Below are 21,792 nucleotides of genomic sequence, written 5' to 3' on the forward strand. Positions count from 1 at the left end.
GCCCCGGGCCCCGTCGTTACCCGAGCAGTCCCCTCTCACCCCACCCGTCCCACTCGCCCGGGGAGTCACGGAATGCCGCTCCACCGCCATTTCAGCAAGGGCCGCGAGGTCGCCCGAACCGCCGGGGACCACGCCTCCGACATGTTCGCCCCGCTCGCCGTGATCGGCCGGGGCCTGCGCCACCACGCCGGCTGGGCCAAGGGCCGCTGGCAGGCCACCCCGCAGGAACGCCGCGGCCCGACGCTGTTCCTCACCGCCGCGACGTTGATCGGCATCTACCTGCTACCGCACGGCCTGCTGTTCGCGCTGATCGCCCTGATGGCCAGCGCCGCCTGGGCCGGCCGGACCCCCAAGGCGCCACCCGGCCCGCCGGCACCCGACGTCGCCGACGTCAAACTGAGCGCCCTCTACTCGGCGCTCACCCCGTACCTGTGCGGGCCCGAGGACGCCAACCCGCTGTACCACTTCGAGGGCAGCTACAAGAGCGCCTTCAGCTCCTGGGAGTTCGACACCGAGGGCCGGCTCTCCCGGCTGGAGCTCGGCTACCCGGCGTACTTCACCGACACCGAGCCGACCGCCCGGGCCCGGATCGAGCAGGTCGTCCAGGGCAAGGCGGGACGGGCCCGGGAGTACCGCTTCGACTGGGACGAGGAGTCCAACCGGCTGCGGATCGCCGCGATGGCCCCGCTGCCCACCGACATCATGGCCCAGCGCTTCGTGGCCGCCCCGGGCGAGATCGTGCTCGGCTTCACCGACGAGGACGGCACCGCCCGCACCATCCCGGTCAGTCAGGGCGGCACCACCGTCCAACAACCGCCCGTGGTCTGGCGCACCGGCCCGCGCTCCTCCGAGCCGCACCTGCTGGCCCTCGGGGTCACCGGCCACGGCACCTCCAGCCTGCTCCGCTCGGTGGCGCTCCAGGCCCTCCCGTACGCCGACCTGGTGGTGATCGACGGCGCCGGCACCGGAGAGCACGCCTGCCTGGTGAACCGGCCCGGGGTGCACACCGTGGAGACCAGCCTGCACGGGGCCCTGGCCGCGCTGGAGTGGGCCACCCACGAGACCGACCGTCGGCTGGCCGCGCTGAACGCCGCCCGGCACACCGGCACCGCCCCACCCGCGGACGCCACCCGGCCGCTGTGGCTGCTGCTGGACCACCCGACCGAGCTGAGCGAGCTCGCCCACGCCGAGGGCCGCCCCGACCCGCAGGACCTGCTGGAGCTGCCGCTGCGGCACGGCCGGGCCGCCCGGGTCACCGTGGTGATCGCCGACGACCTGGAGGCCCGGGACCGGATCACCCCGACCGTCCGCGCCACCACCCGGGCCCGGGTACTGCTCGGCCCCGCCGGGCCCGACGAGGGCCACGCCGCGCTCGGCGCGCCGCTGGACATCGCGCCCGCCGCCCACGCCCCGATCGGCCGCGGCTACGCCCGGATCGGCAACGGCGCCCCGGTCCGGCTCCAGGTGCCCGCCACCGTCGACCCGCTGGACGACGAGGCCCCGCCGCAGCTGCGGGACGCGGTGATCGCCCTGCTGCCGCACCGCGACAGCCGGACCGAGGCCTCCCCCGCCGCCCCGCCCCGCCCGGAGCGGGCGCCGACGATCCCGACCGACGGAGCGCCGGCGGCCCACCCGGTCGACCTCGGCAAGACCGAGCCGATGATCCGTTCCCGACCGATCTCCTGACCGCCCGGGGCGGGGGCGGCGACGGCCGTCGAATCCCGTCCCGGTACGCTCGACACGGAAAGCCCGACCGGTCACCGGATGTGAAATAGGTGACACCTGGGGTGATATCACCAGCCAGATGTGACAAATCGGGCGCTGGTGGGTACAAACAGGGGCGGCACGACAGACGACGCATGTCCCGGGACGGGAATCTTCGTCGGAAGCCGAGCGTTGACCGAACGACGAAGAACAGCGACCACTAGTCCTGTGGGCCATAAGCCCGGGAGGCACGATTCATGAGCGAGCGAGCTCTCCGCGGCACGCGACTCGGGGCCACTAGCTACGAGACCGACCGTGGTATCGATCTGGCTCCCCGCCAGACCGTCGAGTACGCATGTCAGAACGGACACCGATTCGAGGTTCCTTTCTCGGTCGAGGCGGAGATCCCCCCGACCTGGGAATGCCGCTTCTGCGGCCAGGAGGCGGCACTTCTCGACGGTGACGAGCCGGAGGAGAAGAAGGTCAAGCCCACGCGCACCCATTGGGACATGCTGATGGAGCGCCGGACGCGCGAGGAGCTGGAGGAGGTGCTGGCCGAACGGCTGGCCGTGCTCCGCTCCGGCGGGATGAACCTCGCGGTGCACCCGCGGGACACCCGTAAGAGCGCCTGACACACCTCGCTCCCGCCGCTGGGCGGGAGGACGCGAAAAGGGACCCTGGTCACCAGGGTCCCTTTCGCGTTGTCCGGGGCGTTCGCGCCGTCCGGAGCCTCCGGAGCCGAGTGACGGTCCGGGGGCCGCCCGGGCGGGCGGCCCCCGGACGGGTCGGCCGGGTCAGCCGGTGATCGGCGGACGGTAGGTGGTGTCCGGGCCCTGCGGGCCGCGCGGGCCGGCGTCCGGCTCGACCACCTCGCCCTGGATCACCTTGCCGTCCGGGCGGTGGATGCGCATCTGCTCCTGCAGCCGCATCGCGTCCGCGAACGGGTCGGCGCCGACCGCGGAGGTGCTGCGCAGCGCGCTGTCCGCGAGCCTGCGCCCGGCGGCCCTCCAGAGCGCCCGGGTGGGCGGGAACAGCAGCGTCAGGGCGATCAGATCCGACAGGAAGCCGGGGATGATCAGCAGCAGCCCGGCCAGCACGGTCATGCTGGTGCCGGTCTGCGGCTGCTGGGACTGCGGGTTCTTGCTCTGTTCGACGGCCGCCGACAGCGCCTTCAGCCCGGCCCGCTTGATCAGCGAGCCGCCGATCACCGCGCCGGCGATGAGCAGCAGCAGGACGGTGCCGCCGCCCAGCCACGAGCCCACCTGGACCAGCAGCCAGATCTCCAGCACCAGCCAGGCGGTGATCAGCGGCGGCAGCACCCGGCGCAGCCTGCTACGCGGGACCGGACGGGTGGGGGTAGCTTGCTGGGTCACGGTACGAATCCACTCCAAGCGGTGCTCTGCGCGCCGCACGGGAGGTCCGGGCCGGCTACGGCACCACCTGGTCCAACGGTTCCCCGGCGGCCGGTGTTCCGACGGCGGTCTTCTTGCGACGGCCGACCAGCGCCGCGGCGCCGCAGGCCAGCAGGCCCCCGATCGCCAGCGTCCACTCCGGGGCGACGCCGACCCGGTCGGCCACCGTGGTGCCGTCGCGCAGCGGGACGGTCGCGGACAGCTCGGCCGCGGTCAGCTCCTGGGTGCGCTGCTCGACGGTGCCGTCCGGCGCGATCACCGCGCTGATGCCACTGGTGGCGGCGATCAGGACGGCCCGGCCGTGCTCGACCGCGCGCAGCCGGCTCATCGCGAGCTGCTGCTCGGGCTGGCCGGTCTCGGCGTAGGTCGCGTTGTTGGTCTGCACGACCAGGACGCGGGCACCGCTGTCCACGGTGTCCCGGACGATCTCGTCGTAGGCCACCTCGAAGCAGATCACGTCGCCGATCTTCGCCGGGCCGAGCTGCATGACGCCGTTGTGGTCGCCGGGCCAGAAGTCCCGGGCGACCCGCTGGAGGCGGGTGATCACCTTCATCAGCTGGGCGCGGAAGGGCACGTACTCGCCGAAGGGGACGGGGTGCTGCTTGGTGTAGGAGGCGCCGGGGCCGGTCTGCGGGTCCCAGACGATGCCCTCGTTCTGGACGTGCTGCGCGTCCGGGCCGTCCACCAGGGTGCCGACCAGGGTGGGCACGCCGACGGCCCTGACCGCCTCGTCGATGCGCTGGCGGGCCAGCGGGTCGCTGAACGGGTCCAGGTCGGAGGAGTTCTCCGGCCAGATCACGACGTCGGGGTGCGGGACCTTGCCCGCCTGGATGTCGGCGGCGAGGCGCTCGGTGGCCGAGGCGTGGTTGTTCAGGACCATCATCGGGCGGCCCAGGAAGTCCATGCCCGGGTTGGGCACGTTGCCCTGGACGATGGCGACCTTGACGGTGTCGTCCGCGGCGGTGGGCACCGGGACGAGGTAGCCGGCCAGCAGCGCGGCGACCGCGCCGAGCGCCGCCAGCGCGGCCGCCCACGGGGCCCTGCGCGGCCCGCGCAGACGCAGCGCGGCCCAGGCCAGCAGGGTGCCGGAGAGGGCGACGGCGAAGGTCACCAGCGGCGCGCCGCCGATCGCGGCCAGCGGGGTGTACGGGGTGGCGGTGTTGGCGAAGGCGAGCCGGCCCCAGGGGAAGCCGCCGAGCGGCAGCCGGTCGCGCGCCCACTCCTGGGTGATCCACAGGCAGGCTCCCCAGAGCGGCCAGCCGGGCAGCCGGGCAGTGAGCGCCAGCGCGCCGCCGAGCAGGGCCAGGAACAGCGCCTCCACGACGGACAGGCCGATCGTGGCGTCCCAACCGACCACCCGCAGCCAGCTGAGCAGCATCAGGAAGAACGGCACACCGAAGGCGAAGCCCGTCCACAGACCCTGGCGGAAGGTCCGGCCGCGGGTGAGCAGCGAGAGCGCGGCGACGCCGAGCAGGGACAGCGGCCAGAGGTCGTAGGGCGGGAAGGCGAGCGCGAGCAGCAGGCCGGCCAGGGCGGCGAGGCCGGTCCGGGGCAGCCCGGCGCGGACCTTGGCGAGGGCGCGGGCGGCACGGCCGGGCGTGGGGGCCGGGTCCTGCGGCTCGGGAGCGGTCCCGGACCGCTCCTGGGTGACGGGCATGGCCACCGGCGCACCATCTTCCTGGGGCTTGCTGTTCGGACGCTGTCCGAAGACGGTACCCCGGAACGTCAGTGCGGCGTGAGGTCAGGGTGGTGGGGCCGACCCTCGCCCGGCCACCCCTCGCCCGGCCTGCCCGCGCCCTGGCCGGCGCCCGGGTCAGCGCTCTGCGTAGCGGACCTCGCCCAGCGGCCAGTGCTCGGCGAGCCAGGCGGAGACGGCCCGGTGCAGCGGGGCGTCCAGCGCGGCACGGTCGGCGCGGACCCAGGAGCTGACCGAGACCACGGACGGGTCCTCGCGGTCCGGGTAGATGTAGACGCAGCCGATCACCTCGTCCCGGTCCGGTTCCAGGACGGTGTAGGTGAAGCCGGTGCGGGCCTCGAAGTCGGCGGCGTGGCGGCGCAGGTCGGCGAGGTTCCGCTCTGGGGGCATCCCGTCGACGGGCGGCCAGCCGCGGCCGGCCCAGCCGGGGGTGGCACGGATGTGGTCGATGCTGCCGGTCCACGCGGCGTGGTCGGAGGCGTTGTGCTGCTCGCCCAGCGGTTCCAGGCGGAACTCCGGGGCGAGCAGCTCGCGCGGGACGGTGAAGTCGGCGGGCACCAGCGGTTCGGTCGTCATGGTGATCAACCTAGGACGCGGCGGCCCGCCCCTTCATTCGATGAGGGCTTGTCCGGCCGATCTTGCCTGGCAGGCCCTAGCGCCGGTGCACGGTGCGGCCGCGGACCACGGTGCGCAGGCAGGCGGGCAGTTCGCGGCCAGGGGTGAGGTCGGGCAGGCCGGGGGTGCCGGAGCGCGGGTCGGTGGACCAGCCGGCCACCCGGGCGTCGGGGGCCTGGACGACCAGTTCCTCGGCGGCCCAGATCGCGTAGCTGGCGACCGCACCGGGGACCAGCACGCCGTCCTGGTCGCGGCCGATCGCACGCCAGCCGCCGCGGGTGTGGGCGGTGAAGGCGGCGCGGACGGAGATCCGGTGTTCCAGGGTGCGGTGGAAGGCGGCCGCACGGACGGTGCCCCAGGGGTCGAGCGGGGTGACCGGGGCGTCCGAGCCGAAGGCCAGCGGGACGCCGGCGCGCAGCAGGGCGGCGAAGGGGTTGAGGGCGGCGGCCCGCTCGGCGCCGAGGCGCTGCACGTACATGCCGTCCGGGCCGCCCCAGGCGGCGTCGAAGGCGGGCTGGACGGAGGCGGTGAGGCCGAGTTCGGCGAAGGCGGCGATGGCCTTGTCGTCCAGCGCCTCGGCGTGCTCGACGCGGTGGCGCAGGGCCTTGACCCGGCCCGCGCCGACCCTCTCGCCGGCCGTACGGACGCCCTCGACGACCGCTGCCACGGCGGCGTCGCCGATGGCGTGGAAGCCGGCCTGCAGCCCGGCCTCGGTGCAGGCGACGACGTGGTCGGCGACCTGCTCGGCGGTCAGGTAGGCGGTGCCGGTGTGCTCGGCGTCGGCGTACGGGGTGTGCAGGCAGGCGGTGCGCGAGCCGAGCGCGCCGTCCACGAAGAGGTCGCCGCCGGCGCCCACTGCGCCGAGCCTGCGCGCCGTCTCGACTCCACCCAACTCGCCCCAGTAGCCGAAGACTTCGGGGCCGTCGCCGGCGGCGGCCAACTCCAGCAGGGCGGCCAGGTCGGCCTCCGAGGAGATCTCCGGGCCGGCGCACTCGTGCAGGGCCCCGATGCCCAGTTCTGCGGCGCGGGCGAGGGTGGCGCGCTGGGCCCGGCGGCGCTGCTCGGGGGTGAGGCGGGCGAGCGCGGTCTGCCGGACTGCGTGGTGGGCGTCCTTGGTGAGCGGGCCCTCGGCGTCGAAGCCGGGCCGCTCGGTGAGGCCCTCGGTGAGGCTGCGCAGCGCGGTGGTGGCGAGCGCGGAGTGCACGTCGGTGCGGGAGAGGTAGAGCGCGGCGCCGCAGGCGGCGGCGTCGAGTTCGGCGAGCGTGGGCGGGCGCCCCTCGGGCCAGCCGCTCTCGTCCCAGCCGTGGCCGATCAGCACCCCGCCGGACTCGGGCCGGGCCTCGACGAAGGCGGTGACGGCGGCCAGGGTGGCGGCCAGCGAGGGGCTGCCGGTGAGGTCGAGGCCGGTGAGCGCCAGGCCGGTGGAGGTGGCGTGGACGTGGGCGTCCACGAAGGCGGGGGTGACCAGGGCACCGTCCAGCTCGACGATCTCGTCGGCGGTGGCCGCGTACGCCTCGGCGGCGCCGTCGCTGCCGACCCAGGCGATGTGCTCGCCCTCCACGAGCATCGCGGTGGCGAAGGGGTCGGCGGGGCTGTAGACGGCGCCGCCGCGCAGCAGGACGGTTCGTGGGCCCCTCCTGCCCGAGGGCGGGCAAGGAGGGAGGGTGCGTTCGGTCATGCCGCTAAGTCTGCACCTTGCTTTTGCTCCGAGAAGTCCGGCCCGGCCTTCAGAGCTTCGGGGGGCGGGCCTCGTACGGGGTGGAGAGCACGACGGTGGTGCGGGTGGAGACGCCGGCGGCGCTGCGGATGCGGGCGAGCAGGTCCTCCAGGTCGCCGGGGGCGCCGACGCGCACCTTGAGGATGTAGTTCTCGTCGCCGGCGACGCTGTGGCAGGCCTCGATCTCGGGCAGGCCGGCCAGTCGCTCCGGGGTGTCGTCGGGCGCGCTGGGGTCGAAGGGCTTGACCGAAATGAACGCGGTCAGCGCCAGGTCGACGGCGTCGGGGTCGATGATCGCGGTGTAGCCGCGGATCACCCCGCGCTGTTCGAGGCGGCGCACCCGCTGGTGCACCGCCGAGGTGGACAGGCCGGTGGCCTTGCCCAGGTCCGTGTAGCTCATCCGGCCGTCCTCAAGGAGCAGCTGGACGATGCGTTGGTCGAGATCCTCCACAGTGCGCAAACCTACCCGCTCGAACGCACGGGGGGCTCACACGGTGGTGCACCGCCCGAGCCGAAGGGTGCGCCGGCGCCGAGAGCGACGAGCGGCAAGCGAGGACCGAGTGCCGGAGGGCGGGCCCTCCTGCCCGAGGGCGGGCAAGGGGGGCGAACGTCGGCGCCTGGTCAAGAGCGCACGGAGGCGAGCGGGCGATCACTGGAGGGATTGCAGGTGTCACACGGGCAAGTGCCGGGTGAATGTGGCAAGCGGTGTGGCCAAGGACACACCCGGTGCATCACGGTGCACAACGCCGCAGGGTTATGAGCCCGAATCGCAGGGAAGTGCTGGTTGTGGCCCCGGGCGACCACGCCGGGCCCGATCCTAGGGGGATCCTCATGCCTGCTACTGACCAGCGTGTGCTGGGCGCCGACGAGACCGACGATATGACCGGCCGCGAAGGCCTCGCGGTCGACCACGCGCCGGACAGCGACCCCGGCGACGCCGAGGCCTGGGAGATCTTCCGGGTCCACTGCCCCGAGTGCCGCCGTCCGATCGCCCTGGTGGCGGATGAGGAGCGGCTCCCGCAGCACGCGCTGCTGCCCACCGCGTGGAACCCCTTCGCCCCCGCGGTCTGCCCGGGTTCGGGCACGCTGACGGACGACCTGGCGGAGGTGGAGGCCCCCGAGGACTTCCGGCCGGCCGGGTTCGACGCGCTGTTCAAGCTCCCGAGCGGACTCGACTGGCGCACCCAGCCGTTCTCGCACGCGCTGGTGCACCGCCCGGCGCGGACCGCGTCCGTCCCGGCTCAGGCCGCGTGGCAGGTCGCCCCGGTCAAGCCGGTCATCCCGGAGCAGCGCCGGCGGCTGGTCCGGCACTGACGGCCGCCTGCCGCAGGCGAGTTGACGCTCGATCGGAAATGCCTCCGGTCGTCACTCCGCACCCTGGAGTGACGGCCGGAGGCCGTATCGGGGAAGGCCTGTCAGGCCTTCGTGAGGTGGCGGCCGATCACCAGGCGCTGGACCTGGTTGGTGCCCTCGACGATCTGCAGCACCTTGGCCTCGCGCATGAAGCGCTCGGCCGGGAAGTCCTGGGTGTAGCCGTAGCCGCCGAGCACCTGGACGGCGTCGGTGGTCACCCGCATCACGGTGTCGGTGCAGAACAGCTTGGCCATCGCCGCTTCCTTGGAGAACGGCCGGCCCGCGTCCCGCAGCCGCGCGGCGGCCAGGTAGAGCGAGCGGCCGGCCTCGATCTGGGTGGCCATGTCGGCGAGCATGAAGGACAGGCCCTGGAATTCGGCGATCGGACGGCCGAACTGGCGCCGGGTGCGGGCGTAGTCCACCGCGAGGTCCAGCGCGGCCTGGGCGACGCCTATCGCACAGGCGGCGATGCCGAGGCGGCCGGAGTCCAGCGCGGCGAGCGCGATCTGGAAGCCCTGGCCCTCCTCGCCGATCAGCCGGTGGCGGGAGACCCGGGCGCCGTCGAAGTGCAGCTGGGCGGTCGGCGAGGAGCGCATGCCCATCTTGTGCTCCGGCGGCGCGGCCGACAGGCCCTGCTGGTCGCCGGGGACGAGCAGGCAACTGATGCCCTTGGGGCCGTCGACGCCGGTGCGCACCAGGGCGCTGTAGAAGTCGGCCTGTCCGCCGTGGGTGATCCACGCCTTGGTGCCGTTGACGACGTACTCGTCGCCGTCCAGGTCGGCGCGGGTGCGCAGGGCGGCCGCGTCCGATCCGGACTGCGGCTCGGAGAGACAGTAGGCGCCGAGCTGCTCACCGGAGAGCATGCCGGGCAGCCACTCGTCGCGCTGCTCGTCGGTGCCGAAGGTGGCCAGCGCGTGGCAGGACAGGGTGTGCACGCTGACGCCGAGGCCGACGGCCAGCCAGCCGGCCGCGAGCTCCTCCAGCACCTGCAGGTACACCTCGTAGGGCTGCTCGCCGCCGCCGTACTTCTCGTCGTACGGGAGGGACAGCAGGCCGGCCTCGCCGAGGGTGCGGAAGACATCCCGGGGGAAGCGGTCGGCGGCCTCGTCCGCCGCCGCGCGCGGCTGCAATTCGCGCTGGACCAGGTCCCGGGTGAGGCTCAGCAGCTCGCGGGCCTCCTCGCTCGGCAGCTGGCGCTCCACGGCTTTCACGGGGGACGGGGTCATGGCGGCGGTCGCCTCCTCGATCGGGCGCCGGACCGAGGGTGTCGGCTGGTCCGGCGCGGGTGTGGCAGGTCGGCCCGACCGGCACCGGGTTGCGGTGAACGGCCGTTCACAGGCGTGGCGAAGCGAGTATGCCCGAAACCCGCGCTGCCGTCACGACCAGCACAGATGAACTGTCCGCAGTGGTGGGCTACGGCACCGTAGGGTTGACGTTGTGGCTGTTTTCGGAACCCTCCCCTCCCGCCGTCCGCCCGCGACCGGCGACACGCTGACCTCGCTCGCCGTCGAGCTGCGGGCGCTGCCGCCGTCCTGCGGGCCGGTGCGGCTGGTCGCGGTGGACGGGCACGCGGGCTCCGGCAAGACCACCTTCGCCGGGCGGCTGGCGGCGGCGCTCGACGGGGCTCCGGTGGTCCACCTCGACGACCTGGCCACCCACACCGAGCCCTTCGAGTGGACGGGCCGGCTGCACGAGCAGGTGCTGGAGCCGCTGGCGGTCGGCCGGGACGCCGCGTACCGGGTGTACGACTGGACGCTGCGCCGCTTCGCGACCACCGCCGCGGTGCCGGCCGCCCCGGTGGTGCTGGTGGAGGGGGTCGGCGCCGGGCGCCGGGACGTTCGACCCCGGCTGGCCCGGGTGATCTGGATGGAACTGGACGCCGTCGCGGCCCGTCGGCGGGGCGAGGAGCGGGACGGTCCGGAACTGGCTGAGTTCTGGGCCGGCTGGGCGCACGCGGAGGCGGCGCACTTCGCCGCCGACCCGAGCCGCCCGTACGCCGCCACGCGCGTGGACGGGGTGACCGGGCGGATCCTCCCGGGCACCGTCGGTGAACCTTCAACAAGCCCTTGACCTGCGACATCACCAGGATCTAGGTTCTCCTCAGCCGCCGGAACGCAGCGTTCCGGCCGCCTCGGACCCGGCGTCCCCGGCTTGTTCCCCCGTGAGCCGGGGGCGCCGTCCGGTCCCCTCCCACAGCGCGTTCCGCCGTCGGCAGACCTCGGTGTTTCAGCCATCCGACCGCTCAACGACCGTGTGGGCGATCGTATTTGACCCTGTGCGGCACCCTTCCGGATCAGCCCTGCGCCGGTACGATTCCTGGCAGGCGCATATGCGCCCCGGGGGCTACCGACCACCGGCCCGGCCGCGCTCAGGCGAACCGCCGGCCGAGCCCCGGGCCACACCGCGGGGGGCGTGAGTGACGACGGTGGACAGTTCCGACAGCACGGCGGGCGGCCCGGACCGGCTCGCCGACCGCGCCTGGCTGCGCGCCATGGACGCCTACACGGCCGGCGCCTACGCCCGGGCCGAGGAGGAGTTCCGGGCCGCCGTCCGGCTGGACCCCGGCATGGCCGACGCCTGGCTCGGCCTGCACGCTCTGCGCAGCGACACCTCGGCGGCACTGCTCGCCATGTACCGCCACCAGAAGCGCTTCGGCGAACAGCGGCGGCTGCACCGGCGACCGCTCAGCTCCTGGTACTGGCTGGGCTGGTGGGTGCAGCCCGTCCTGGAGGACGCCCGCGACCTCGCGCTGGCGCACGCCTCGCACTGGCTGGACGGCCGCCACCTGGTCGAGCTGGACCGGGCGCTGGAGCAGTGCCCGGCGCCCAGCGAGGACCCGTCCGCCCAGTTCCTGTACGCCTGCCGGTCCTACCTGCTCAAGGACTGGGAGCAGTTGATCCGGGACACCGACCACCTGCTGGACGACCCGCTGCTGGGCATCGAGGCCGGGCTGTTCGCCGGGATGGCGCGGGTGCGGCTGGACATGTGCGCCCAGGCGCAGGCCCCCCTGGCCGCCTCGCTGGCGCGCTGCCGCTCCGAGCAGCCGCAGCGCAAGGAGCTGCGCTACTGGCTGGCCCGTGCGTACGAGGGGGCCGGGCGCAGCGCGGCGGCGCTGCCGCTGTACCGGGCGGTGCACCGGGCGGATCCGGCGTTCATGGACACCGCGGCCCGGCTGACGGCGATCGCGGCGGAGGACGCGCTCGCGGACGGGCTGCTGACGGACGGGCGCTCGGGCGGGCTGGAGAGCGCCGGGGCGGGCGGCGACCCGGGCTACCAGGACGACACCGGGTACGCCGAAGGGCCGCTCTACGGCGAGGAGTTCGGAGCGGGGACCGCCGCGCCGGGAAGCGGGTCCTCGGTGGACGCGAGCCTGGTGGACGGCGTGTCGGACGGCGCTCCGAGCGGGCCGGCGGCCGGCGGGGCGCCGCAGGCGGCCGGGGAGCGGTCCGGTTCGGGCGCCCCGGCCGGCCCCGCCGCACCCGCGCCGCTGCCGGTCCGCGGCGGGGCGCAGCCCCGCCTCGCGCCCGCCCCGACCCCCGCCCAACCGGAGGGTGACGAGCGGGAGTTGGACGCCGCGCTGGCCGAACTCTCGCTGATGGTGGGAATGGAGCCGGTCAAGCGCCAAGTGCGGGCGCTCTCGGCCCAGTTGAGAATGAGCCGGCTGCGCACCGAGCAGGGCCTGCCGGTCCAGCCGCCGAAGCGGCACTTCGTCTTCTCCGGCCCCTCCGGCACCGGAAAGACCACCGTGGCCCGGATCCTCGGCAGGGTCTTCCACGCCCTCGGCCTGCTCTCCGGCGACCACCTGGTGGAGGCTCAAAGAGCCGACCTGGTCGGCGAGTTCCTCGGCCAGACGGCCGTCAAGGCGAACGACCTGATCGACTCCGCGCTGGACGGCGTGCTGTTCATCGACGAGGCGTACAGCCTCTCCAACTCCGGCTACACCAAGGGCGACGCGTACGGCGACGAGGCGCTCCAGGTACTGCTGAAGCGGGCCGAGGACAACCGGGACCGGCTGGTGGTGATCCTGGCCGGCTACCCCGAGGGGATGAACCGGCTGCTCGCCACCAACCCCGGCCTCAACTCCCGCTTCACCACCCGGGTCGACTTCCCGAGTTACCGCCCCACCGAGCTGACCGCCATCGGCGCGGCGCTGGCCGGCCGGGACGGCGACGGCTGGGACGAGGACGCCGCCGAGGAGCTGGCCAGCATCTGCACCCACGTGGTGCGCGAAGGCTGGATCGACGAGCTGGGCAACGGCCGGTTCATCCGCACCCTGTACGAGAAGTCCTGCGCCTACCGGGATCTGCGGCTGTCGCTGCTGCGCGAGCCGCCGGGCCGGGAGGACCTGGCTACGCTACGGCTGCCGGACCTGGTACAGGCCTACGGGGAGCTGATCGACGGCCGGGGCTAGGGGGCCTGTCGCTTGGGTCCTCGCCGGGTCCGACAAAAGCCACCGGCCTCGAACAGCTCCCCGTGGCCCCCTCACCCCTGCAGCAGCTTCGCCTCGCGCTCGGGGTCGAGCCCGACGTTCGGCCGGTCGGCGCGCTGCGGGGCGTCGCCGCCGATGGACCGCAGCCAGGCCCAGGTGTCCGCGACCGTCTCGGTGACCGGGCGACAGCGCAGCCCGGCGGCGACCGCGCGGGCGACCGAGGCGCCGTACAGGAAGTCGTGAAGCTCGCCCGGCGCCAGCCAGATCGGCAGCTCGGTCCACGGTTCGACGCCCGCCGCGATGATCCGCTCCGGGTCGGTCCAGCGCAGCTCGGCGTCCGAACCGGTGGCCGAGACGCAGGCCGCCAGCAGCCCGCCCATGGTGGTGTGGCCGGCCGGGCTGACCACGTTGTACGGGCCGGCCAGGCGGGCCGCGACCGCGTCCAGGGTCCAGATCGCGAGGTCGCGGCCGTCGATGTACTGCAGCGCCATGTCGCGCGGGCCGGGGGCGAGCACCGGGCCGCCGCGGGCGATCCGGTTGAGCCACCAGGGCAGTCGGCCGATGTTCTCGTACGGGCCGAGGATCAGCCCGGCGCGCACCAGCAGGGCGCGCCCGCCGTACTCCGCTTCCAGGGCCAGTTCGGCGCCGCGCTTGGCCTCGGCGTAGGCCACCTCGCCGGTCAGGTCCGGGGAGGAGGGGACCACCGGCGCCGACTCGTCCGCCCCGGCGCGCAGCGGGTAGTCGTACACCGACCGGCTGGAGATGTACGCGTAGTGGCCGACCCGGCCGAACAGCTGCCGGGCGCTGTCGCGCACCGCCGCCGGGGCCCAGGACCAGGTGTCCACCACCGCGTCCCACTCCCCCGTGGCGAGCGCCGCAAGGCCGTCCTCGGCCGTACGGTCGCCCACCAGCACCCGCACGCCCTCGGGCGCGGGCTGCGTGCCGCGGTTGAGGGCCGTCACCTCCCATCCGCGGGCGAGGGCCTCCTCGGCGATGGCGCGTCCGACGAACTTCGTTCCACCCAGCAGGAGAAGTCTCATGCCGACCACCCTGCTCCGAGGGTGGCCGGCATGGGAACCGCTGAACGCTCTGGGCGGAATCGCCACGGGCGGACACGCCGTCAGCGAACGGAGGTGTACTGACCGGAGGTGTCCTGACCTGGGCTGTCCTGACCTGGGGTGTGCTACGCGGTGGTGCGGTGGTCGGGGTCGTGCATCTCGCCGACCAGTTCCTCCAGCACGTCCTCCAGCATCACCACGCCCACCGTGCGGCCGTCCTGGTCCAGCACGGCGGCCAGGTGGCAGGTGGCCCGGCGCATCGCGCCGAGGGCGTCGTCCAGCGGGAGGCCACCGCGCAGCACCGTGATCGGCCGCCACAGCCGGGCCGGGACGGGCGCCGACGGGTCCTCCACATCGAGGATGTCCTTGAGGTGGAGGTAACCGAGGTAGCCGCGGCCGGCCGGGTCGCCGTCGGTGACCGGGAAGCGCGAGAAACCGGTGCGCAGGGCGAGCTCCTCGACCTCGGCGGCGGTCGCCTTCGGGTCCACGGTGACCAGTTCCTCGGGCCGCAGCAGCACGTCGGTGACCGGGCGGCGGCCCATCTCCAGGGCGTCCTCCAGGCGCTCCTGGCGCTCCTCGTCGAGCAGGCCGGCGTCCCGGGAGTCGACCAGCAGGTACATCAGCTGCTCGGTGGTGAAGACCGACTCGACCTCGTCCTTGGCCTCGACCCGGAACAGCTTCAGCACGCCGTTGGCGAAGGCGTTCAGCATCCGGATCACCGGGGCGAGGCAGCGGGCCAGCCGGTCCAGCGGCGGGCCGAGCCAGAGCGCGGCCTTCTCCGGGCCGGCCATGGCCATGTTCTTCGGCACCATCTCGCCCATCACCATGTGGAGGAAGACCACGAGGGAGAGCGAGATCCCGTACGAGAGCAGGTGCATCAGGCCGGTCGGGACGCCGATCGCGTGGAACGGGCCCTCCAGCAGCGCGGCGATGGTCGGCTCCGCGAGCGCGCCGAGGCCCAGCGAGCAGACGGTGATGCCCAGCTGGGCGGCGGCCAGCATCGCGGAGACGTTGGACAGTGCGTGCAGCACGGTGCGGGCGCGCTTGTGCCCGGCCTCGGCGAGCGGCTCGATCTGGCTGCGGCGCACCGAGACGACGGCGAACTCGGCGCCGACGAAGAACGCGTTGCCGAGCAGCAGCAGGAGGGCGAGGCCCAGTTGCAGCACGATCATCGGGCGCCCCCCTGGTCCTCGCCGAACAGCGCGGCCGCGGCGGTGCGCTCCACCCGGACCTGGCTGGTGCGGTGCCGGTCGACGCCGGTCACGGTGAACCGCCAGCCGGGCAGTCCGGCCTGCTCGCCCACGTCGGGGAGCTTGCCGAGCAGGTCGGCGACCAGACCGGCCAGGGTCTCGTACGGGCCGTCCGGGGCGTTCAGACCGATGGCCTCCAGCTGGTCGAGCCGGGCACGGCCGTCGGCCTCCCATGCGGGCAGGCCGTCGACGGTCGGCAGCGGGAGCAGCTCGGGGCGGTCGGCCGGGTCGTGCTCGTCCTGCACCTCGCCGACGATCTCCTCGACGATGTCCTCGACGGTGACGACGCCGGCGGTGCCGCCGTACTCGTCGACCACGATGGCCATCGGCTGGAGGCGGCGCAGTCGGTCGAGCAGCCGCTCGGCGGGCAGGGTCTCGGGCACCAGCAGCGGCGGCGAGGCCAGCTCGCCGACCTTCACCAGACCGCGCCGGGCGGCCGGGACGGCGAGGGCGTCCTTGAGCGTCACGATGCCGGTGACCTCGTCCAGGCTGTCGGCGTAGACCGGGAAGCGGGACAGGCCGGTGGCCCGGGTCAGGTTGATGACGTCGGAGGCGGTGGCGTCGCGCTGGAGGGCGGAGACGTCGACCCGCGGGGTCATCACGGACTCGGCGGTCAGCTCGCCGAGTCCGAGGGTGCGGACGAACAGGGTCGCCGACTCCTCGTCTATCGCGCCGGCCTTGGCCGAGTGGCGGGCCAGCGAGACCAGCTCGGCCGGGGTCCGGGCGTGGTCCAGCTCCTCCTGCGGCTCGACGCCGAAGGCCCGGACCGTCTTGTCGGCGGCGCCGTTCAGGAAGCTGATCAGCGGGCGGCAGACGAAGGAGAAGGCCATGTGCGGGGCGGCGACCGAGCGGGCCACCTGGAGCGGGCGGGCGATCGCCCAGTTCTTCGGGACCAGCTCGCCGATCACCATCTGCACGACGGTGGCCAGCACCATGCCGATCACCACGCCGGCGCCGCGGGCGACCGAGTCGGGCACGCCGATGCCCGACATCACGGGCCGCAGCAGGGTCGACAGGGCCGGCTCGGCGAGCATGCCGACCACCAACGAGGTGACGGTGATGCCCAGCTGGGCTCCGGAGAGTTCGAAGGAGAGGTGCCGAAGGGCCCTGGAGACCCGGCCGGACTTGGCGTCTCCGGCCTTGGCGGAACGTTCCACCGCGCCCCGGTCGGCGGTCACGAAGGCGAACTCGGCGGCCACGAAGAGGCCGTTGGCGAGGATCAGGAGGAAGGCCGCGAACAACAGCAGCCAGGCGGTGATCACAGTGCCGCCTGCCTTCCGGACGTCGGAAGCGAGGCGGCGCAGGTACTACCGGACGGATCGTCCATCGAGGGGGAGTGTCACTCCTCAGGTCAGAGTTCGAGTCAGGTCGGGCTCTTGTCGGACGACCTGCGGGCAGGACTGAAGTTTTGCCCTGCTTTTACCAGCGTAGACCATACCGGGGCAACAGCAGGAAGCATGTTCGGGACCCGTTGGATCGCGGAATCGCAGGTCCCGGTGCTGTCCGGCGCGGGTCGCCGTCCGGCCCGGGTCGCGGTCCGGTTCAGACCTGGGTGTGGTGCTCGACCAGGTCGCGCAGCGCGCGGGCGTCCGCGATCGCCTGGGCCTTGCCGACGCCGGACTGGATGCCGACCGCGGCGAGCGAGGTGCCGTCGGCGAGGTCGAGGGTGGCCCACGGGTCGCCCTGGCGGAAGTTGATCCGGACGATCTCGGCCCAGGCGAGCCGACGGCTGCGGACGAAGTTGACCACCGTCACGCCCTCCGCGTCCGCGGTCACCCGGGGGCGGGCCAGCATCAGCCCCACGCAGGCGAACAGCACTCCGCTGACGATCATCATGATCCGGTCGTTGAGCTGCCAGTTCGCCGGGAGCAGCAGGGCCAGCACGGCGAACAGCACCACCAGCAGGGCGCAGACCGGCAGCAGGACCGCGCGGGTACGGCGGGGCGCCCAGGTGACGGGGAACTGGACGGGCGGCGTGGACACGTGGGGTCTCCGGTGGTTCTGGTGGCGGCGTGCGGCACGCGGCGTGCCGACGGCGAGGGGCGGGGACGCCGGTCGGCGTCCCCGCCCCTATTGAACCGTTCTTTACTCGCGGCCTGACGGGCAGGTCGTCCGGCGCCGCCTTCCGGACGGCCCGTTCGGGCAGGTCAGAGGCGGCAGGCGTGGATGTTGGTGACCAGGATGGCCCGGGCGCCGATGCCCCACAGGTCGTCCATGATCCGCTGGGCCTCCTTGCGGAGCACCATCGAGCGGACGGCCACCCAGCCCTCGGTGTGCAGCGGGGAGACGGTCGGCGACTCCAGGCCGGGGGTGAGCGCCACGGCAGCGCCGACCTTCTCGGCGCGGATGTCGTAGTCCATCAGCACGTAGCGGCGGGCCACCAGCACACCCTGCAGGCGGCGCAGGAACTGCTCCACCCGCGGGTCCTCGCCCGCGCCCTTGGGGCGGATCACCACGGCGTCCGAGATCAGGATCGGGTCACCGAAGACCTCCAGGCCCGCGTTGCGCAGGCTGGTGCCGGTCTCCACCACGTCGGCGATGACGTCGGCGACGCCCAGCTGCACCGCGGTCTCGACCGCACCGTCCAGCTTGGTGACCGTCGCCTTCACGCCGTGGTCGGCCAGGTGCTGCTCGACCAGACCGGTGTAGGAGGTCGCGATCCGCAGGCCCTCCAGGCCCTTCACGTCCTCGACGTCCACGCCCTCGGGGCGGGCGAAGCGGAAGGTCGACCCGGCGAAGCCGAGGGCGAGCACCTCCTCCGCGTTGGAGTGCGAGTCCAGCAGCAGGTCGCGGCCGGTGATGCCGACGTCGAGGCGGCCGGAGCCGACGTAGACGGCGATGTCGCGCGGGCGCAGGAAGAAGAACTCGACGTCGTTGTTCGGGTCGACGAGTACGAGCTCCTTGGGGTCCTTCCGCTGGCGGTAGCCGGCCTCATGGAGCATCTCCGCCGCGGGACCCGAGAGAGAACCCTTGTTGGGGACGGCGATGCGCAGCATGGGAGGTTGCTTCCTTACCTGTTGGGAGGGGTGTGCTCGGGGAGCTTGAGGGTTTAGAGGTACTTGTAGACGTCGTCGAGCGTCAGCCCGCGGGCGATCATCATCACCTGAAGGTGGTACAGGAGCTGCGAGATCTCCTCCGCCGTCTGCTCGTCCGACTGGAACTCGGCGGCCATCCAGACCTCGGCGGCCTCCTCGACGACCTTCTTGCCGATCGCATGGACGCCCTGCTGGACGAGCTGCGCGGTGCGGGAGGACGAGGGGTCGCCGGTGGCGGCCTTCTGCTGGAGCTCGGCGAAGAGCTCCTCGAATGTCTTCGAAGCCATGATGGGGCCACCTTACGGCGTGCGGGCGGACGGACGGTAAACGGTCCCGGACCGTGGACAGTCCGGTGGACGTCCACGGTCCGGGACCGTGCGGGCTGCCGTCAGAGCGCGGCGCGCAGCACCGCGGCGGTGGCGACGGCTGCGGTGACGGCCTCGTGGCCCTTGTCCTCGGCGGAGCCCGGCAGACCGGCCCGGTCGAGGGCCTGCTCCTCGTTGTCGCAGGTCAGTACGCCGAAGCCGACCGGGACACCGGTGTCGACACTGACCTGGGTGAGGCCGACGGTGGCCGCCTGGCAGACGTAGTCGAAGTGCGGGGTGCCGCCGCGGATCACCACGCCCAGGGCGATCACGGCGTCGTAGCCGCGGTCGGCGAGGCGCTTGGCGGCGACCGGCAGTTCGAAGGTGCCGGGGACGCGCAGCACGGTCGGCTCGGCGATGCCCAGCTCCTTGAGCGCGCGGTGGGCGCCGTCCAGCAGGCCGTTCATCACCTTGTCGTGCCACTGGGCTGCGATGACCGCGACCTTGAGGTCGGCGACGCCGTCGATGGTCAGCTCGGGGGCTCCGTGGCCGCTCATGTCTTCCTACTTCCTGTGGTTGGTGGGGTGCTTCAGGAGCCCAGGCCGGGCAGGTCGTGGCCCATCCGGTCGCGCTTGGTGCGCAGGTAGCTCAGGTTGTGCTCGCCGGGCGCGATCTCGACCGCCTCGCGCCCCTTGACCTTGAGGCCGTGCTCGGTGAGCGCGGTCAGCTTCTGCGGGTTGTTGGTCAGCAGGGTGAGCGAGCGGACGCCGAGGTCCACCAGCATCTGCGCCGCGATGCTGTAGTCGCGGGCGTCGGCGGGCAGGCCGAGGTCCAGGTTGGCGTCGACGGTGTCGCGCCCCTGCTCCTGCAGCTCGTACGCGCGCAGCTTGTGGGCCAGGCCGATCCCCCGGCCCTCGTGGCCGCGCAGGTAGAGCACCACGCCGCGGCCGGCCTCGGCGACCCGCTGAAGCGAGGCCTCCAGCTGCGGGCCGCAGTCGCACCGCAGCGAGCCGAAGACGTCGCCGGTCAGGCACTCGGAGTGGACCCGCACCAGGACGTCCTCGCCGTCCGGCAGGTGTCCGTCGGCGCCGAGGCCGCCGGCCACCAGGGCGATGTGCTCGACGCCGTCGATGGTGCCCTTGTAGCCGACCGCGGTGAACTCGCCGTGCGCGGTGGGCAGGGCGGTGGTGGCGGCCCGGTCGACGTGCAGCTCGGTGCGGCGGCGGTAGGCGATCAGGTCCTCGATGGAGATGATCGCGAGGCCGTGCTCACGGGCGAAGGCGACCAGCTCGGGAAGCCGGGCCATGCTGCCGTCGTCGTTGACCACCTCGGCGATCGCGCCGGCCGGCGCCAGCCCGGCGAGACGGGCCAGGTCGACGGCGGCCTCGGTGTGACCGGGGCGCACCAGCACGCCGCCCTCGACGGCGCGCAGCGGGAAGACGTGCCCGGGGCGGGTGAGGTCGCCGGGCTCGGTGCCGGGCGAGGAGAGCAGCCGTACCGTACGGGCTCGGTCGGCGGCGGAGATGCCGGTGTCGACCCCCTCGCGGGCGTCCACCGAGACGGTGTACGCGGTGCCCTTGCGGTCCTCGTTGACCTGGGTCATCGGCGGGAGCTTGAGGCGGTCCAGCTCCTCCCCGGTCATCGGGGCGCAGATCACGCCGGAGCTGTAGCGGATGGTGAAGGCCATCAGCTCGGGGGTGGCCGCGGAGGCGGCGAAGACGATGTCGCCCTCGTTCTCGCGGTCCTCGTCGTCGACCACGATCACCGCGCGGCCGAGCGCGATGTCGGCGATCGCCCGCTCGACGGGGTCGAGGACCAGCTCTTCGCCGGCGCCGCTCTCGAAGGTCTGGTTCTCGGTCATGCCGTGACTCCCTGCGGGACGTTGGTGGACGTGACTCGCGGCTCACGGGTGCTCAGCCACCAGGAGCGCAGGCCGAGCAGCACCAGGACGAAGTAGATCGAGTAGGTGAGGCCGGAGAAGGTGTAACCGCTGTTGAAGGCGAAGGGGACGCCGACCGCGTCGACGGCGATCCAGGCGAACCAGAACTCCAGCCAGCCGCGCGCCTGGGCGATCATCGCGGCGAGCGTGCCGACGAAGATGTAGGCGTCCGACCAGGGGCTCCAGGACAGGCTGGGGTAGGCGGTGAACAGCGTCGCCAGGGCGACGGTGCCGACCGCGGTACCGGCCACCAGGGCGGCCCGCTCGGGCCAGCTGGCGAACCGTACGGCGATGGTGCCGGTGTCGCGGCTGCCGCGGCGCCACTGCGCCCAGCCCCAGGCGGCGGTGGCGATGACGATCAGCTGCTTGCCGATCAGGCCGGGGACGTGGCCCCCGAGGTAGGCGGTGATCAGCACGACGCCCGACAGGAGCTGCACCGGCCAGCTCCAGACCGAGCGGCGCCAGCCGAGCGCGAGGCCGCCGAGCCCGAGCAGGTTGCCGATCATGTCGGCCCACTTCACGTGTTCACCGAGGACGGTGAACGCCTCTCCGCTGAGCCAGCTCACTTCGGCTCCCCCGTGATGTGATCGAGGTTCGGCAGGGTCGGGAGGGCGCGCGATTCGAGCAGCCGCTCCACGTACTTGGCGAGCACGTCCACCTCCAGGTTGACGCTCTCGCCGGCCGTCTTGGCGCCGAGCGTGGTCAGCGCGAGAGTGGCCGGGATGAGGCTGACGGTGAAGCTGTCGCGGGCGGCCTCCACCACGGTGAGGCTGACGCCGTCGACCGTGATCGAGCCCTTCTCCACCAGGTAGCGGGAGATGGACTCCGGCAGCGAGAAGCGCAGCACCTCCCAGCGCAGGTTGCCGTCCGCGTCGCGCTCGCCGGGCTCGCGGCTCAACAGCCGACCGGTGGCGTCGACATGACCCTGCACCAGGTGGCCGCCGAGGCGGGCGCCGAGCGCCATGGCGCGCTCCAGGTTGACCCGGGAGCCGGGCTTCAACTCGCCCAGGCTGGAACGGTGCAGCGTCTCGGCCATCACGTCGGCGCTGAACTCGCCGGTCTCGGCGGCCAGTTGCTCGGGGCTGTCGACGACGGTCAGGCAGACGCCGTTGACCGCGATGGAGTCGCCGTGCCGCGCACCGGAACAGACCACCGGGCCGCGCAGGCGGATTCGCGAGGAGTCGCCGATCTCCTCGATCGACACGACCTCGCCGAGCTCTTCGATGATGCCGGTGAACACCCGGGTCTCCTCGCGCTTGGGGCGCGGACTCCGGGGCGG

The 21,792-nt window shown here is 73.3% G+C and carries 21 protein-coding genes; 5 read left to right on the plus strand and 16 right to left on the minus strand.

Annotated features, from left to right (window positions below):
• The first annotated feature begins 72 nt into the window (after positions 1–72).
• Entirely contained in the window at positions 73–1,686 is a 1,614-nt protein-coding gene (locus ABZW30_RS02565; protein WP_355669190.1) for a hypothetical protein, read from the plus strand.
• Positions 1,687–1,961: 275 nt separating this feature from the next.
• A complete protein-coding gene (locus ABZW30_RS02570) occupies positions 1,962–2,336 on the plus strand; it encodes an RNA polymerase-binding protein RbpA (protein WP_153459849.1) in 375 nt (124 codons plus the stop codon).
• 162 nt (positions 2,337–2,498) lie between these two features.
• Here ABZW30_RS02570 and fxsA read toward each other — a convergent pair whose 3' ends face one another.
• The 5 genes from fxsA to ABZW30_RS02595 all read right to left on the minus strand — a co-directional run bounded on the left by fxsA (position 2,499) and on the right by ABZW30_RS02595 (position 7,595).
• A complete protein-coding gene (fxsA, locus tag ABZW30_RS02575) occupies positions 2,499–3,077 on the minus strand; it encodes an FxsA family membrane protein (protein ID WP_355669191.1) in 579 nt (192 codons plus the stop codon).
• A gap of 55 nt (positions 3,078–3,132) precedes the next feature.
• Positions 3,133–4,773 (minus strand): apolipoprotein N-acyltransferase, encoded by a 1,641-nt coding sequence (gene lnt, locus ABZW30_RS02580; protein WP_355669192.1) that lies wholly within the window; start codon positions 4,771–4,773, stop codon positions 3,133–3,135.
• 156 nt (positions 4,774–4,929) lie between these two features.
• Entirely contained in the window at positions 4,930–5,388 is a 459-nt protein-coding gene (locus ABZW30_RS02585) for an N-acetyltransferase (protein ID WP_355669193.1), read from the minus strand.
• A gap of 76 nt (positions 5,389–5,464) precedes the next feature.
• Positions 5,465–7,105: an amidohydrolase family protein gene (locus tag ABZW30_RS02590; RefSeq protein ID WP_355669194.1), complete on the minus strand. Its 1,641-nt coding sequence runs from the start codon at positions 7,103–7,105 to the stop codon at positions 5,465–5,467.
• 49 nt (positions 7,106–7,154) lie between these two features.
• A complete protein-coding gene (locus ABZW30_RS02595; RefSeq protein WP_045694655.1) occupies positions 7,155–7,595 on the minus strand; it encodes an Lrp/AsnC family transcriptional regulator in 441 nt (146 codons plus the stop codon).
• Between the two features lie 380 nt (positions 7,596–7,975).
• Here ABZW30_RS02595 and ABZW30_RS02600 point away from each other — a divergent pair, with 380 nt between their 5' ends.
• Positions 7,976–8,458 carry a hypothetical protein gene (locus tag ABZW30_RS02600; RefSeq protein ID WP_355669195.1) on the plus strand — a complete coding sequence of 161 codons (483 nt, stop codon included), beginning with the start codon at positions 7,976–7,978 and terminating at the stop codon, positions 8,456–8,458.
• A 101-nt stretch (positions 8,459–8,559) separates the two neighbouring features.
• Here ABZW30_RS02600 and ABZW30_RS02605 read toward each other — a convergent pair whose 3' ends face one another.
• A complete protein-coding gene (locus ABZW30_RS02605) occupies positions 8,560–9,723 on the minus strand; it encodes an acyl-CoA dehydrogenase family protein (RefSeq protein ID WP_355669196.1) in 1,164 nt (387 codons plus the stop codon).
• 265 nt (positions 9,724–9,988) lie between these two features.
• On the opposite strand from ABZW30_RS02605, the gene ABZW30_RS02610 reads away from it, so the two are divergent.
• Together ABZW30_RS02610 and ABZW30_RS02615 are read left to right on the plus strand one after the other, a co-directional pair.
• Positions 9,989–10,567: a hypothetical protein gene (locus tag ABZW30_RS02610; protein WP_355669374.1), complete on the plus strand. Its 579-nt coding sequence runs from the start codon at positions 9,989–9,991 to the stop codon at positions 10,565–10,567.
• A 421-nt stretch (positions 10,568–10,988) separates the two neighbouring features.
• On the plus strand, positions 10,989–12,908 hold the full coding sequence (locus tag ABZW30_RS02615) for an AAA family ATPase (RefSeq protein ID WP_355669375.1): 1,920 nt from the start codon (positions 10,989–10,991) through the stop codon (positions 12,906–12,908).
• A 71-nt stretch (positions 12,909–12,979) separates the two neighbouring features.
• On the opposite strand, the gene ABZW30_RS02620 is transcribed toward ABZW30_RS02615, so the two are convergent.
• From ABZW30_RS02620 to ABZW30_RS02665, 10 genes are all read right to left on the minus strand, one after another.
• Positions 12,980–13,966: an NAD-dependent epimerase/dehydratase family protein gene (locus ABZW30_RS02620; RefSeq protein ID WP_355669197.1), complete on the minus strand. Its 987-nt coding sequence runs from the start codon at positions 13,964–13,966 to the stop codon at positions 12,980–12,982.
• A gap of 143 nt (positions 13,967–14,109) precedes the next feature.
• Positions 14,110–15,156, minus strand: coding sequence for a hemolysin family protein (locus ABZW30_RS02625; protein ID WP_355669198.1), 1,047 nt, complete (start codon positions 15,154–15,156; stop codon positions 14,110–14,112).
• Entirely contained in the window at positions 15,153–16,496 is a 1,344-nt protein-coding gene (locus ABZW30_RS02630) for a hemolysin family protein (RefSeq protein WP_355669199.1), read from the minus strand. The genes ABZW30_RS02625 and ABZW30_RS02630 overlap by 4 nt, the downstream gene beginning before the upstream one ends.
• Positions 16,497–16,776: 280 nt before the next feature.
• Positions 16,777–17,217: a PH domain-containing protein gene (locus ABZW30_RS02635; protein WP_355669200.1), complete on the minus strand. Its 441-nt coding sequence runs from the start codon at positions 17,215–17,217 to the stop codon at positions 16,777–16,779.
• A gap of 164 nt (positions 17,218–17,381) precedes the next feature.
• A complete protein-coding gene (gene hisG, locus ABZW30_RS02640) occupies positions 17,382–18,230 on the minus strand; it encodes an ATP phosphoribosyltransferase (protein ID WP_355669201.1) in 849 nt (282 codons plus the stop codon).
• 53 nt (positions 18,231–18,283) lie between these two features.
• The gene (locus ABZW30_RS02645; protein ID WP_097238956.1) at positions 18,284–18,556 is read right to left on the minus strand and encodes a phosphoribosyl-ATP diphosphatase; all 273 of its coding nucleotides are present in this window, start codon (positions 18,554–18,556) and stop codon (positions 18,284–18,286) included.
• Positions 18,557–18,657: 101 nt separating this feature from the next.
• Positions 18,658–19,131, minus strand: a complete 474-nt coding sequence (gene ribH, locus ABZW30_RS02650; protein WP_355669202.1) for a 6,7-dimethyl-8-ribityllumazine synthase — start codon at positions 19,129–19,131, stop codon at positions 18,658–18,660.
• A gap of 32 nt (positions 19,132–19,163) precedes the next feature.
• Complete coding sequence (locus ABZW30_RS02655; RefSeq protein WP_355669203.1) at positions 19,164–20,435, minus strand: bifunctional 3,4-dihydroxy-2-butanone-4-phosphate synthase/GTP cyclohydrolase II; 1,272 nt, start codon at positions 20,433–20,435, stop codon at positions 19,164–19,166.
• On the minus strand, positions 20,432–21,079 hold the full coding sequence (locus ABZW30_RS02660; protein WP_355669204.1) for a nicotinamide mononucleotide transporter family protein: 648 nt from the start codon (positions 21,077–21,079) through the stop codon (positions 20,432–20,434). Before ABZW30_RS02660 ends, ABZW30_RS02655 begins: the two co-directional genes overlap by 4 nt.
• A complete protein-coding gene (locus tag ABZW30_RS02665; RefSeq protein ID WP_355669205.1) occupies positions 21,076–21,753 on the minus strand; it encodes a riboflavin synthase in 678 nt (225 codons plus the stop codon). Before ABZW30_RS02665 ends, ABZW30_RS02660 begins: the two co-directional genes overlap by 4 nt.
• Positions 21,754–21,792: the final 39 nt, after the last annotated feature.

The organism is Kitasatospora sp. NPDC004669, assembly GCF_040609455.1.
Classification (GTDB): Bacteria; Actinomycetota; Actinomycetes; order Streptomycetales; family Streptomycetaceae; genus Kitasatospora.

Coding starts and splice junctions, on each gene's coding strand:
- ABZW30_RS02600 (WP_355669195.1), top strand. CDS start 7,976: ATGCCTGCTACTGACCAGCGTGTGCTGGGCGCCGACGAGACCGACGAT.
- ABZW30_RS02615 (WP_355669375.1), top strand. CDS start 10,989: ATGGACGCCTACACGGCCGGCGCCTACGCCCGGGCCGAGGAGGAGTTC.
- ABZW30_RS02570 (WP_153459849.1), top strand. CDS start 1,962: ATGAGCGAGCGAGCTCTCCGCGGCACGCGACTCGGGGCCACTAGCTAC.
- hisG (WP_355669201.1), bottom strand. CDS start 18,230: ATGCTGCGCATCGCCGTCCCCAACAAGGGTTCTCTCTCGGGTCCCGCG.
- ABZW30_RS02565 (WP_355669190.1), top strand. CDS start 73: ATGCCGCTCCACCGCCATTTCAGCAAGGGCCGCGAGGTCGCCCGAACC.
- ABZW30_RS02625 (WP_355669198.1), bottom strand. CDS start 15,156: ATGATCGTGCTGCAACTGGGCCTCGCCCTCCTGCTGCTGCTCGGCAAC.
- lnt (WP_355669192.1), bottom strand. CDS start 4,773: ATGCCCGTCACCCAGGAGCGGTCCGGGACCGCTCCCGAGCCGCAGGAC.
- ABZW30_RS02585 (WP_355669193.1), bottom strand. CDS start 5,388: ATGACGACCGAACCGCTGGTGCCCGCCGACTTCACCGTCCCGCGCGAG.
- ABZW30_RS02605 (WP_355669196.1), bottom strand. CDS start 9,723: ATGACCCCGTCCCCCGTGAAAGCCGTGGAGCGCCAGCTGCCGAGCGAG.
- ABZW30_RS02590 (WP_355669194.1), bottom strand. CDS start 7,105: ATGACCGAACGCACCCTCCCTCCTTGCCCGCCCTCGGGCAGGAGGGGC.
- ABZW30_RS02655 (WP_355669203.1), bottom strand. CDS start 20,435: ATGACCGAGAACCAGACCTTCGAGAGCGGCGCCGGCGAAGAGCTGGTC.
- ABZW30_RS02620 (WP_355669197.1), bottom strand. CDS start 13,966: ATGAGACTTCTCCTGCTGGGTGGAACGAAGTTCGTCGGACGCGCCATC.
- ribH (WP_355669202.1), bottom strand. CDS start 19,131: ATGAGCGGCCACGGAGCCCCCGAGCTGACCATCGACGGCGTCGCCGAC.
- ABZW30_RS02645 (WP_097238956.1), bottom strand. CDS start 18,556: ATGGCTTCGAAGACATTCGAGGAGCTCTTCGCCGAGCTCCAGCAGAAG.